The 12,969-nt window shown below is 61.6% G+C and carries 11 protein-coding genes; 5 read left to right on the top strand and 6 right to left on the bottom strand.

Annotation, left to right across the window (positions count from 1 at the left end):
• Positions 1–35: 35 nt before the first annotated feature.
• Positions 36–755 (bottom strand): FadR/GntR family transcriptional regulator, encoded by a 720-nt coding sequence (locus IFT59_RS19445; RefSeq protein WP_113165028.1) that lies wholly within the window; start codon positions 753–755, stop codon positions 36–38.
• A 26-nt stretch (positions 756–781) separates the two neighbouring features.
• On the bottom strand, positions 782–2,218 hold the full coding sequence (locus tag IFT59_RS19440) for an FAD-binding oxidoreductase (RefSeq protein ID WP_192087883.1): 1,437 nt from the start codon (positions 2,216–2,218) through the stop codon (positions 782–784).
• A 173-nt stretch (positions 2,219–2,391) separates the two neighbouring features.
• Here IFT59_RS19440 and denD point away from each other — a divergent pair, with 173 nt between their 5' ends.
• From denD to mce, 4 genes are all read left to right on the top strand, one after another.
• Positions 2,392–3,375, top strand: coding sequence for a D-erythronate dehydrogenase (denD, locus tag IFT59_RS19435; protein WP_192087882.1), 984 nt, complete (start codon positions 2,392–2,394; stop codon positions 3,373–3,375).
• Positions 3,372–4,256 (top strand): NAD(P)-dependent oxidoreductase, encoded by an 885-nt coding sequence (locus IFT59_RS19430; protein ID WP_192087881.1) that lies wholly within the window; start codon positions 3,372–3,374, stop codon positions 4,254–4,256. The genes denD and IFT59_RS19430 overlap by 4 nt, the downstream gene beginning before the upstream one ends.
• A gap of 82 nt (positions 4,257–4,338) precedes the next feature.
• Positions 4,339–6,483, top strand: a complete 2,145-nt coding sequence (gene scpA / locus IFT59_RS19425; RefSeq protein ID WP_249407655.1) for a methylmalonyl-CoA mutase — start codon at positions 4,339–4,341, stop codon at positions 6,481–6,483.
• A 6-nt stretch (positions 6,484–6,489) separates the two neighbouring features.
• Positions 6,490–6,891: a methylmalonyl-CoA epimerase gene (gene mce / locus IFT59_RS19420; protein ID WP_192087879.1), complete on the top strand. Its 402-nt coding sequence runs from the start codon at positions 6,490–6,492 to the stop codon at positions 6,889–6,891.
• Positions 6,892–6,947: 56 nt separating this feature from the next.
• On the opposite strand, the gene leuD is transcribed toward mce, so the two are convergent.
• Together leuD and leuC are read right to left on the bottom strand one after the other, a co-directional pair.
• Entirely contained in the window at positions 6,948–7,568 is a 621-nt protein-coding gene (gene leuD, locus IFT59_RS19415; RefSeq protein ID WP_192087878.1) for a 3-isopropylmalate dehydratase small subunit, read from the bottom strand.
• Entirely contained in the window at positions 7,565–8,983 is a 1,419-nt protein-coding gene (gene leuC / locus IFT59_RS19410; RefSeq protein ID WP_192087877.1) for a 3-isopropylmalate dehydratase large subunit, read from the bottom strand. Before leuC ends, leuD begins: the two co-directional genes overlap by 4 nt.
• Positions 8,984–9,108: 125 nt before the next feature.
• Between leuC and IFT59_RS19405 the strand changes: the two genes are divergently transcribed.
• Positions 9,109–9,855, top strand: coding sequence for an SDR family NAD(P)-dependent oxidoreductase (locus IFT59_RS19405; RefSeq protein WP_192087876.1), 747 nt, complete (start codon positions 9,109–9,111; stop codon positions 9,853–9,855).
• 1 nt (position 9,856) lies between these two features.
• Here the strand turns inward: IFT59_RS19405 and IFT59_RS19400 are convergent, their stop codons facing one another.
• Together IFT59_RS19400 and IFT59_RS19395 are read right to left on the bottom strand one after the other, a co-directional pair.
• The gene (locus IFT59_RS19400; protein WP_192087875.1) at positions 9,857–10,828 is read right to left on the bottom strand and encodes an NAD-dependent epimerase/dehydratase family protein; all 972 of its coding nucleotides are present in this window, start codon (positions 10,826–10,828) and stop codon (positions 9,857–9,859) included.
• A 22-nt stretch (positions 10,829–10,850) separates the two neighbouring features.
• Positions 10,851–12,836, bottom strand: coding sequence for an oxidoreductase (locus IFT59_RS19395; RefSeq protein ID WP_192087874.1), 1,986 nt, complete (start codon positions 12,834–12,836; stop codon positions 10,851–10,853).
• Positions 12,837–12,969: the final 133 nt, after the last annotated feature.

The following is a 12,969-nucleotide window of genomic DNA, read 5'->3' as shown; positions in this document are numbered from 1 at the left end:
GACACTTCCCCGCTCTGGCCTTTTGAGGTCTGCCCTCAGGGAACGGTAAGTTCCAGATTGAGACGGCCGGACGCCCCATCGAGATGATCGCGCATGGCGCTGCGTGCCCGGGATGCGTCGCGGGCCGCAATCGCATCGCGGATTGCCACATGCTCGGCGATCGTCACTTCCACGATCTCTTCAAGCACGGCCTTGGCCCTCGCGGCGTTGATGGTGAGCTGGATGCGCTCGGCGATGAAGCCGATGAACTGGATGAAATAATCGTTGCGGGTCGCAGCCGCGACAGCGCGATGGAAGGCGAGATCGGCAGCGATGCCTTCCTCGGTCCATTTGGCGGCACCGGTCATCTGCGCCAGAACCTCGTCGAGGCGCTTCAGATCGTCAGGCGTATGGCTGACGGCCGCAAGCGCTGCCGCCTCGACTTCAAGCGCCAGACGCAGCTGGAACAGGTCGCGGAAATTCTCGGGATCGGAGAGGTCGGCGGGCTCGACGCGGATCATCTGTCGACGATCCTTTTCCGTTGCAAAGGCACCGACGCCCTGGCGTGTCTCCACCAGTCCCTCGTTGCGCAACTGTGCAATGGCTTCGCGCACGACCGACCGGCTGACGCCGAATGTCTGGGCAAGGAGATGTTCGGTCGGCAGCTTTTCTCCGGACGCGATCCGCCCCTCGACGATCTCTCGTCCGATTTCCGCGGCGATCCGGGCCGGTAGATGCGCGTTGCGCCTGATCTGGTTGAAGTCCGTCAAAGCCAAGGCCGCCTTCCTGTTCCGGATGGTTTCTACGACTCTGCCGATAAATTCAACTGGCATCCCGGGTTCATCACGAGGTCGGGATCGATCGCCCGCTTGATCGCAGTCAGCAACCTGCGTTTTACCTCGGGCAGTCTGGTATCGAAATCCATCTGCTTCAGGCGGCCGATGCCGTGTTCGGCGCTGATGCTGCCGGCATATTGGTCCACCACCTCATTGAGCACGGTCTTCGACCGATAGATCCGTTCAGCCTTGTCCGCTGCCGAAAGATCCGAAGGCGGCAAACAGTTGAGATGAACATTGCCATCGCCGACATGTCCGTAGGACACGCAGATGCAATCGGGCAGGGCGGCATGGATCGCATCTTCCGCATCACGGACGAAGGCCGGCAGTTGCGAAAGTGGCACAGAGACATCGCTTCGCATGTGCGCGCCGCGCTTTGCCTGTCCCTCGTTCATGCCCTCGCGGATCAGCCAGAGGTTCTTCGCCTGTGCCTGAGAGGATGGGAGCGTCCCGTCAAGAACGAGACCGTCCTCCATCACGCCTTCCAGAAAACGCTCCATCAGGTCCTGGATGTCGACAAGGCCGCATCCGGATATTTCCATCAGGACATAGGCTGGATAGTCGCCCGACATCGGCAATGGCAGGTCGGGGATCGCTTCTCTCGCGAGCGTCAAGGCGAGCGGAGGCATGAATTCGAAGGCCGACATCAGATCGCAGCAATCCCGGCGCGCCCGCCGATAAAGAGTAATGACGTCTTCGAGTGAGGTGAGGCCGAGCAGCGCAGTCGCAACCTGATCGGGGTAGGGGGAAAGCTTGACCGAAACGGCGGTGATGATCCCGAGCGTGCCCTCGGCACCGATGAACAACTGCTTGAGGTCTATGCCGCGGTTGTCCTTGCGCAGGGTCGAGAGCCCGTTGAGGATCGAGCCGTCGGGCAGCACCACTTCAAGCCCGAGCACAAGCTCGCGGGTCATGCCGTAGCGCAGCACGTTGATGCCGCCGGCATTGGTTGAGACGTTGCCGCCGATCCGGCAACTGCCCTGTGCGCCGAGTGCGAGCGGGAAGAACATCGCCCTGTCGGCGATCGCGTCCTTGAGTTCGGAGAGGATGCACCCGGCCTCCACCACGGCGGAAAAATCGTCAGCGTCGATATTGCGGATCGCATTCATCCGCTCAAGGCTGATCACGACCTGATGGGCCGGATCATCAGGCGTACCGCCGAGCACGAGGCCGGTATTGCCGCCCTGCGGAACGATTGCCAGGTTCAGCGCACGACAGGCCTTTACACAGGCGGCGACCTCCTGCGTCGAGCGGGGCCGAAGAACGGCAACGGCGCTGCTGGAAACGTCGCCGTGCCAGTCGCGGCAGTAGCGGGCAATCTCGGTCTCGTCGCGGATCACGATGTCGCTGCCCAACGAGGCGGCCAGCGAAAGAGCGGGGCTATCCTCAAGATCCAATGCCATGATGTCTCTCCCTTGGGCTCATCCGTCCGCTCTTTGGAAAGGTGCGGCTTCTTGATAACCTCTTTTGCACCCGCTAGGGCTGGACAAACCATATAAGGTTATCAGACAACCGTACAAGAAAAATTATGCCGGGTTCGCAACGCTCTGCGAACTCTTCGGAAAAGGGAGGTTCCATGCATATCTTGATTATCGGCGCGGCCGGAATGGTCGGGCGCAAACTGACGACGCGGCTGCTTCGGGAGGGAGCGGTCGGTGGCGCCGCGATCGAAAAATTGACGCTGGTCGATGTGGTCAGTCCGGAAAAACCCGAAACCACTGTGGCGATCGACAGTTTCGCGGTGGATCTGTCGACGCCGGGCGTCGCCGAAACCCTGGTCGAAGGTCGCCCGGATCTGATCTACCATCTCGCGGCCATCGTCTCGGCCGAAGCCGAACTCGATTTCGACAAGGGTTACCGGATCAATCTCGACGGCACGCGCTATCTGTTCGATGCGATCCGCCTGGCCCACCAGGCTGACGGCTACAAGCCGCGCGTGGTCTTCACATCGTCCATTGCCGTGGTCGGCGCGCCCTTGCCGCTGTCGATCCCTGATGATTTCCACCTGACGCCACTCACCAGCTACGGTACCCAGAAGGCGATATCCGAACTGCTGCTGGCAGACTATTCGCGCCGGGGCTTCTTCGACGGCATCGGCATTCGCCTGCCCACCGTCTGCATCCGGCCGGGCAAGCCGAACAAGGCCGCATCCGGCTTCTTTTCCAACATCCTGCGCGAACCGCTGATCGGCGAGGAGGCCGTTCTGCCGGTGCCGGAAAGCACCCGCCATTGGCACACATCGCCGCGCTCGGCGGTCGGGTATCTTGTCCATGCGGCGGATCTCGATCTGGCGCAGCTCGGGGCGCGGAGAAGCCTTTCCATGCCCGGCGTCAGCGCCACGGTCGGCGAGCAGATCGAAGCATTGCGGCGCATTGCGGGCGACAAGGCGGTCAGCCTCATCCGGCGCGAGCCGAACGAGATGATCATGAAGATGGTCGCAGGCTGGGCTCCGGGTTTCGAGGCAAAACGCGCAATCGAACTGGGGTTTACGGCAGAGAACAACTTCGACGAGATCATCCAGGTCCATATCGAGGATGAACTTGGGGGGAAGCTGCCATGACTGTCGCAAACCCCTCGAAAAAGATCGCCTTCCTCGGAACAGGTCTGATGGGTGCGCCGATGGCGCGCCGGCTGCTTCACGCGGGATGTTCTCTCACCGTCTGGAACCGTAATACGGATAAGGCCAAGGCGCTCGAGAGCGATGGGGCTACCGTCGCGGCATCACCGGTAGAGGCCGTCGATGGCGCCGATATCGTCATCACCATGCTGACGGATGGCAAGGCCGTTGGCAACGTCCTGTTCGGGAGCGGTTGTGCCGAGCGTCTGGCCAAGGGCGTCATCGTGATCGACATGAGTTCGATTGCGCCGGCCATTGCCAAGGAGCATTCAGCAAAGCTTGAGGAAATGGGAATTGCCCATGTGGACGCGCCGGTGTCTGGTGGTGTCGTCGGAGCGGAGGCTGGCACGCTGGCGATCATGGCGGGCGGTGATGCGGATGTGGTCGCAAGCCTCCACGATGTGTTTTCGGCAATGGGCCGGGTGACGCATGTGGGCCCGAGCGGCGCGGGACAGATCTGCAAGCTCGCCAACCAGCAGATCGTTGCAGTCACGATCGGTGCAGTAGCCGAGGCCATGATCCTTGTCGAGGCCGGTGGCGCCTCGCGCGAAGCCTTCCGCAACGCGATCCGCGGCGGTTTCGCCGACAGTCGCATCCTCGACATTCATGGTCGCCGCATGGTGGAGCGGACGTTCGACCCCGGTGGCACGGCAAAGAACCAGTTGAAGGATCTTAACGCCGTGATGGATGTTGCCGACGCCCTTTCCCTCACGCTGCCACTGACCAGCGGGGTCAGGGCGGAGTTCACGGATTTCGTTGAGGACGGTGGCGGGCCGCTCGATCACAGCGGATTGCTTCTTCATCTCGAAAAGCTGAACCCGTAGTTCCTTGGAAAGGCTTGACCCGGCTGGCTGAGGCGATACCTGATAGGCTGTCGATTGAAACGAAGCGCTGAGGGGGATGCTTTTGTCAAAAGATGCCGGGGAAAAGACGCAGGCCTGGAAAGCGCTTGCGGAACGGGAGCTGAAGGCTTCACCTGACACGCTGGTCTGGCACACGGCGGAAGGGATCGACGTCAAGCCGCTTTATACGGCAGACGATCTCGAGGGGATCTCGCATCTCGATACGATGCCGGGCATCAAGCCTTTCGTGCGCGGTCCGCGGGCAACGATGTATGCCGGTCGACCCTGGACGATTCGTCAATATGCCGGGTTCTCGACGGCGCAGGCCTCGAATGCCTTTTACCGGCGCAACCTTGCCGCCGGCCAGAAGGGCCTGTCCGTCGCCTTCGACCTTGCCACCCACCGCGGTTATGACAGCGACCACCCGCGCGTCGAGGGCGATGTCGGCAAGGCCGGCGTGGCAATCGACTCGGTCGAGGACATGAAGATCCTGTTCGACGGCATTCCGCTGAAAGACATGTCCGTGTCGATGACCATGAACGGTGCGGTGATCCCGATCCTTGCCGCTTTCATCGTTGCCGGCGAGGAGCAGGGGTGCTCGCGCGCGGAGCTTTCGGGCACGATCCAGAACGACATCCTCAAGGAGTTCATGGTCCGCAACACCTATATCTATCCGCCCGAACCCTCGATGCGGATCGTTGCGGACATCATCGAATACACCGCAAGAGAAATGCCGCGCTTCAACTCGATCTCGATCTCCGGCTATCACATGCAGGAGGCGGGGGCGACGCTGGTGCAGGAACTGGCCTTCACGCTGGCCGACGGTCGCGAATATGTGCGCGCCGCGATCGCCAAGGGTCTTGATGTCGACGAGTTTGCCGGACGCCTGTCCTTTTTCTTCGCCATCGGCATGAACTTCTTTATGGAGGCATCCAAGCTGCGCGCCGCCCGTCTTCTGTGGTCGAGGATCATGGAGGAGTTTGAACCAAAGAAGCCGGGATCGCTGATGCTGCGCACCCATTGTCAGACCTCAGGCGTCTCGCTGGCCGAGCAGGATCCCTACAACAACGTCATCCGCACGGCATACGAGGCGATGTCGGCCGTGCTTGGCGGCACCCAGTCGCTGCACACCAACGCGCTCGACGAGGCGATGGCGCTGCCGACCGAATTTTCCGCCCGCATCGCCCGCAACACGCAGCTGATCCTCGCCCACGAAACCGGCGTCACCAAAGTCGTCGATCCGCTGGCCGGCTCCTATTATGTGGAAAGCCTGACCAGCGAGCTCGCGGAAAAGGCCTGGGCGCTGATCGAGGAGATCGAGGCGCTCGGCGGCATGACCAAGGCTGTGGCCGACGGTCTGCCGAAACGGCTGATCGAGGAGGCGGCGACGCTGCGCCAGGTCAAGGTCGACCGCGGCGAGGAGATCATCGTCGGCGTCAACAAGTACCGGCTTGAGACAGAAGACGAAATCGACATCCTTGCCATCGACAATACGGCCGTGCGCAACGGCCAGATCGAGCGGCTGGAAGAGGTGCGCCGCAAGCGCAATCCGCAAGAGGTAGCAGCGACTCTCGCAGCCCTTGGCGAGGTGGCGACGTCGGGACGAGGAAATCTTCTGGCGGCGGCCGTCGAGGCGGCGCGCGCGCGTGCCACGGTCGGCGAGATGTCGGATGCGATGCGCAAGGCATTCGGCGATCATGCGGCCATGCCGGATGTGGTCAGCGATATCTACGGCCCTGCCTACGAGGGCGACCCGGAATACGAAACGCTGACTAGGCGTCTTGCCGAATACACATCGGCTAAGGCCAAGCCGAGGATCATGGTCGCAAAGCTCGGCCAGGACGGCCACGATCGTGGCGCCAAGGTCATCGCCTCGGCCTTCGGCGATATCGGCTTTAAGGTTCTGGCCGGCCCGCTGTTCCAGACGCCGGATGAGGCCGCCGATCTGGCAATCCAGCAGAAGGTTCAGGTGGTCGGCATGTCGTCGCTGGCAGCCGGTCACAGGACGCTTGCCCCGCAACTGGTCGAGGCGCTCAGGCGCAAGGGCGCAAACGACATCATCGTCGTGGTCGGCGGCGTCATTCCGCGGCAGGACTACGACTATCTTCTCGAAAACGGCGTTGCTGCCGTGTTCGGGCCCGGCACAAACGTCCTCGATGCCGCCAACGCCGTGATCGATCTCCTTGAAGGGAAGCGCAGAAATGTGTGACGCACGATGATCGGGAAGCTCAATCACGTCGCGATCGCGGTACCGGATCTGATGGCGGCAGCCGATCAGTATCGCGGCCTCGGCGCGTCTGTTTCCGCACCGCAGGATTTGGCCGAGCACGGCGTGACCGTGGTCTTCGTTGAACTGCCCAATACCAAGATCGAGCTTCTCCACCCCTTCGGCGAGACGTCACCGATCACGAGCTTCCTAGACAAGAACCCGTCCGGCGGCATTCACCACCTGTGCTTCGAAGTCGACGACATCAAAGCCGCCTCGGCAAGGATCGTCGAGGCGGGCGCACGGATCCTGGGTGACGGTCAGCCGAAGATCGGTGCCCACGGCAAACCGGTGATCTTTGTTCACCCAAAGGACTTTCAGGGCGCGCTGATTGAGTTCGAGCAGGCGTGACGGGCGAGAGACACGGAGCACGAGGCTTTCCGTGTCAAAGCAACCAATCTAGTCGCTCATACCGAAACCGGGATCTCCTGAAGCCACGGGTGACGGTCCTTGTCCGAGACCACGTAGCGGGCAATGTCGTCGGCATAGCTCGCCGTCAGGTCGAGATCATCCCAGCCGTTGAGGAGCTTGGTGCGCCAAACGGGCTCGATCTCGAAGCGAAAGACATGGTTGGCGAGCCGGATCTCGCAGGTGTCGAGATCGACAAAGGCATGGTCCTGCCCATTTTCCAGCAGGGAAAGAATGGTCTCCGCATCCTCTTCGGTCACCTGCGCCGGCAAGAGGCCGTTGTTGACGGAGTTCGATGCGAAAATATCGCCGAAGCTCGGTGCGATGACACAGCGAAAACCGTAGTCGACAAGCGCGTAAACGGCCGCCTCCCGCGAGGAGCCTGCGCCAAAATTCCGGCGTCCCACAAGGATTTCCGCGCCGTCGCGGATGGGGTTGTTCAACGGGAAATCCTGGATTGGATTTCTTTCTCCGTCGAAGCGCATGTCGTAGAGCAGGTACTGGCCGTATCCCTCCGATCGCGAGCGCTTCATGAAGCGCGCTGGGATCAGCTGATCGGTATCGACGCTTGCAAAAGGCAGCGGCGCGGCTTTTGCGTCGAGGGTCTTGAACGGTCTCAACTGCGGCCTCCCATCAGATCTCTAACATCGGTCAGGTGACCGGTCACCGCGGCCGCAGCGACCATGGCCGGCGACATCAGGTGCGTGCGCGACTTCGGCCCCTGTCGGCCTTTGAAATTGCGGTTGGTGGTCGAGGCGCAGCGTTCGCCGGGCGGAACGAGATCACCATTCATGCCGACACACATCGAACAGCCGGAATCAACCCATTCCAATCCGGCATCCACGAAAATCCGGCCGAGGCCCTCTTGCTCGGCCTGGTGTTTCACAAGCGACGATCCGGGTGATACCAGGCCTGGAACGGCAGATTTGCGGCCGGAAAGCACGGCGGCGGCGGCTCTCAGGTCTTCGATGCGGCTATTGGTGCAAGAGCCGATGAAGACGCGGTCGACCGGAATATCCGTCAGCGGCATGCCGGGTTTCAGACCCATATAGTCGATCGCTTCGCGCGTATGGGCCGCGCGTGACTCGTCGGTCATCGCGTCCGGCATGGGTACCGCGGATGTGATCGGCAGCGCGTCCTCGGGGCTGATACCCCAAGTGACGACAGGTGCAATCTCGCTGCCGTCAATCACCAGCTCGCGCTCGAAGGGGGTGTCGTCATCGCCGCGCAGGGAAAGCCAGGCTTCGGCTGCACGCTCGAAGAGATCACCTTTCGGTGCGAGCGGCCGGTGGCGCAGGAAGTTCACCGTCGTCATGTCGGGGGCGATAAGGCCGCAGCGCGCGCCGCTCTCGATCGAAAGGTTGCAGAGTGTCAGGCGACCTTCCATCGACAACCCCTCGACCGCCGAGCCGGTATATTCGATCGCATGGCCCTGGGCGCCATCGGCACCGATCGCGGCGATCATCGCCAGAGCCATGTCCTTGGCGGTGATACCAGGCCCAAGCTTGCCATCGAAGCGCACCCGCATCGATTTCGGCTTTTTCTGCCACAGCGTCTGGGTCATCAGGACATGCGCCACTTCCGATGCGCCGATGCCGAACGCGATTGCGCCGAAAGCGCCATGCGTCGAGGTGTGGCTGTCGCCGCAAACAATCGTGGCGCCGGGCAGCGTGATCGCCTGCTCCGGGCCGACCACATGGACGATGCCCTGGCGCGGGTCGTTCAGCCCGAAGATGCGCACATCATTGGCACGACAGTTCTCCTCCAGCTGGGTGATCATCCCCGCAATGGCGGCATCGATCCGGGTAATGTCGCGTACCCGCGTGGGCGCGTAATGATCAACGATACCAAAGGTGAGGTCTGGCCGGGAGACCCGCGCATTCTTGTCCTTCAGTTTGTTGAAACCGTGGAACGACCCTTCGTGAACCAGGTGCCGGTCGATGAACAGCAACTGCTGACCATCGGTCTGCGATGCGATCACGTGGTTCTGCCAGATCCTGTCGAACAGTGTCTGTGGACGGTGTTCCCTCGGCATTATCAACTCCTCAAGGCCCGCGAACGCCCTCAAAACCTGTATTGAGATTAAGACAGATTCAGTTTGCAAATCAAGCGATGATGACAGACGATCCGAAGTGTTCGAATTCTCGTGAAGGGTGATGCATGTTCTCTCCTCAATGCCTCGAAGGCCGTGTCGCCATCATCACCGGAGCCGGCGGCGACATCGGGCGAGCGATCGCCAAGAGGTTCGCCGGGGCGGGTGCGAGCGTCGCGATGCTCGATCTCGACGCCGTTCCGACCGATGGCTTCGACCCGGATCGCTGCCTTGCAATGCCATGCGATGTTGCCGATCCGGCTTCGGTCGAGGCCTGCATCGACGCGGTCGCCAGCCGCTTCGGCCGTATCGACATTCTCGTCAACAACGCGGCAACCGAGACGCCGCTTGGCACCGTCTGCGACATACCGTTCGAAAGCTGGCGCAAGACGCTGGATGTCAATCTCACGGGCGCTTTCCTGATCTGCAAATACGGCGTGCCGCATCTCGGAAAACAGGGCGGGGTCATCCTCAATATCGCGTCCCAGCTCGGCCATGTGACGACGCCCGGGCGTGCCGCCTATTCGGCCAGCAAAGCTGGGCTGCTTTCGCTCACCCGCAGTCTCGCGCTCGATCATGCTGACCAGGGCATTCGTGCCGTCAGTCTTTCGCCGGGTGCGGTGCTGACGAGCCGCGTCACCCGACAGGCCGGCAGCGAGGCGGCGGTCATCGAAATGCTCGCTCCGCTTCATCCGATCGGCCGGATCGGCACACCGCAGGAAATTGCTGCGACGGCGCTTTTCCTCGTCTCGGATGATGCAAGCTTCATCACCGGTACCGACGTGCTGGCCGATGGCGGCTATACGGCGCGGTAGTTCACGAGGCATGGGTCTGATCGGCAAGCCAGCCGACATAATCTGCGCAGGCCTCGTCCGGCGCCATGAAGCGGAAGCCGAAATCCGTTTCGAATTTCGTGGCCGAGACCGCATGGCGACGTCGAGAAAGATCGTCGTTGAAGGCGATCGCGCTGTCGCTGCCATCGGCCTTTCCGTCAGCAAAGCGCCAGCCGGGATAGGCTTTTGCCAGATGAACGCTGAGGCGGTTCACATGCCAGGTTTCGCCAACACTGAGATTGTAGAGATCTGACGGCAGGCTTTCTCGCGTTGCAAGCAGCGCCAGGGCTTTTGCTATGTCTCGGCTGCTCGTCCAGTCGCGGGCACCGCCTATAGGCAGGAGAACATCCTCACCCGCGACGGCCTTGGCGGCGATCTGAAACGGCGGGCTCATCGTCTCGCGCACGCCGGTCTCATGCTCATGCGGCCCGAACACCGCCGTGATGCGCGCCCGCACAGTGGACATGCCAAAGCTTTTCCCCGCCTCGACAACCAGTCTTTCGCTGGCAAGCTTGGTAAAGCCGTAAAGCGTTGTTGGCATCGGGTTCGTCTCTTCGGTCACGGCTGCGCCATCGAAGGGCGCCGTGCCGTAGACGGCGGATGAACTCGGGTAGACGAAGCGGCGGATGCCGGCTTTTCGACCCTCCTCAAGCAGGATCGCGACCGAGACCGTATTGACGTCGAAGGCGTCGCTTGCCGATGCGATGGCACTCTTTGGCCCAAGGGTAATCGCGGCGGCATGGATGATGGAGGTAATGTCGTGGCGCGAAAGAATGTCGGCGATCGCCACGCGATCACGCACGTCCGCCAATTCGACCGTGACACCCGGCTTTGCGGCAAAGGCTGCGGGAAGGGCGCGATCGTTGAGGGCAACCACCGGTTCGCCCAAGGCATTCAGCACCTCGATCAGGTTCAACCCGAGGAAGCCGGCGGCACCCGTTATCAGAATGCTCATCGAGTTTTACTCCTTCCAGATCTCATAGGTCTCGAGCGGCAAGATGGCCGTGATAGACGGCTTCAAGGGCCGTGCGGGGCGCAAGGTTGTCGCCGATCTGTCGGACGGGCACGTCAAGATGACGGAGCTGCTGGAACAGGGACTGGTCCGCGAAATTGTGCTCGGCTGCAACGAGACCGGTGAACCCCATATGCAGCTCGCTCTCGCCGGTCGAAAGATCCTCGACCGTCAGGGTCTTGCCGTCGAAGGCTGTAACCTTCCGGAGCGTGGCGATCCTCACCTTTTTCTCGCGCAGCCGTTTCAGGTTTGCGAGTGTCGAATAGATGGTCGTGCGCCAGGCGATGCCGCCAGCCGGCGAAAAGAACGTCACCTTTTTGCCGAGGTCGGCAAGATGTTCCGCAAGCGTCAGTGCGGCCCATTCGCCGGTGCGGTCGAACAGGGCCACGTCGCTTTCAAGGGCTGCCGGATCGTCAAGCGCCTCCACGATTGTGAAGGCCTTTCCTCCACCGGAAAGTTCTGCGCGAACCGGCATCGAACCGGTCGCCAGAAACACTGCATCGGCGGCAAAATCGTCAATCGATGCGGCATCGGCGTGTTTGCCTGTTACCACCGTCACACCGAAGCGACCAAGATCGGCAATCTGCTCTTCCATCAGCGTCCGGAATTCGGCCCGCTTCGGCATCTTGATCGCGTCGCGAAACTGACCGCCGAGGTTTTGGTGCTTCTCCCACAGCGTCACGATATGGCCGCGCTCCGCTGCCGTACGCGCCGCCTCCAACCCGGCCGGTCCGCCGCCGATCACGAGCAAACGTTTGGGTTGTTGTGCGCCTGTCGCGGCAAGTTCCGCCCATTCGCCTTCCAGCCCGGCGCGCGGATTGACCAGACATCGGATCGGCAGGTTCTTTTCCAGCATCCCGGCGCAGCCCTGGTTGCAGGCAATGCAGGTGCGGATTTCGTTCATCCGTCCCTCGACCGTCTTGTTGACGATGGCCGGCTCGGCAAGATGGGCGCGCGCCATACCCACCGCATCCGCACCACCGGCCGAAATGATCGCGTCGGCCTCCGCCAGTGTGTTGAACCGACAGACGGCGAAGACGGGAATATCGTAGCCCTCGCTACGCAGAGCGACGCGGATCCGCGCCGGTAACGACCGGAATGGTTCGGGATCGATTGCCATGTCGGCCATCTGCGAAGCGAGCGAATAGGAGGCGTGATAGGCGGAATGCGAGACATTGAAGAAGTCGATCTTCTCGGCCGCCGCAAGTGACACCGCAGTCCTCTCGGCCTGATCGATTGTGATCCCGCCCTCGACATACTCATCGCCACTGAGGCGAATACCCAGACAGAATTCGCGACCCACTTCCGCGCGGACAGCCTGAAGCACCTCCAGCGGAAAGCGCGTCCGGTTTTCCGCAGAGCCGCCGAACTCGTCGTCACGTTTGTTCGAAAGCGGGGACAGGAACTGCTGCAGAAGGTGCCCATGCGCCATCTGCAGCTCGATCCCCTCAAAGCCCGCAGCCACGAGATGGCGCGCAGTCAGCACATGCCCTTCGATGACCGCATCCATGTCGGCGCGATCCATCGGGCGCGGCGGCAGGGCCGATGTCGCCCACGGGATCGGCGATGGGCCCCAGGAGACGGTCCGCTCGAAATCGCCCTCAACCTGCCGGCCGAGATGGATGATCTGGCCAAGGATCCGCGTGCCTTCCGCTTTGACAGCATCGGTAATCCTGCGGAACGGTTCGATACAGACAGGGTCGAAGCCACAGACGGCCTGCGGCCGGCCGAGCGAGTTCGCGTGAACGCGGATGGATTCAAAGATGATCGCACCGACGCCGCCTCTGGCACGTTCGCGGTGGTAGGCAAGGTGGCGCTCGCTTGGCAGGTGGTTTTCGCCGAAATTGGTCGTGTGCGCCGGAACGATAATGCGGTTGCGAAACGTGAGATTGCCGACGGCAAGCGGCGTCATTGCGTGTGAAAAATCAGTTTCGGCAGATCTATCTTGCATCGCACAATCTCGCATGTTGCACTGCATATAGGCAAATACGTCTGCTGAGTGTTATATGGGCATTGACGAGATCTGTCAGCCGTTTTATACAAAACCTGTATTAAAAATAAGATAGATTGGGAGCTCACGTTGA

It is taken from the genome of Rhizobium sp. CFBP 8752 (assembly GCF_014842035.1).
Taxonomy (GTDB): domain Bacteria; phylum Pseudomonadota; class Alphaproteobacteria; order Rhizobiales; family Rhizobiaceae; genus Neorhizobium; species Neorhizobium soli.
The sequence above is the reverse complement of the archived record's forward strand: the minus strand, read 5'-3'. Positions and strand labels throughout refer to the sequence as shown.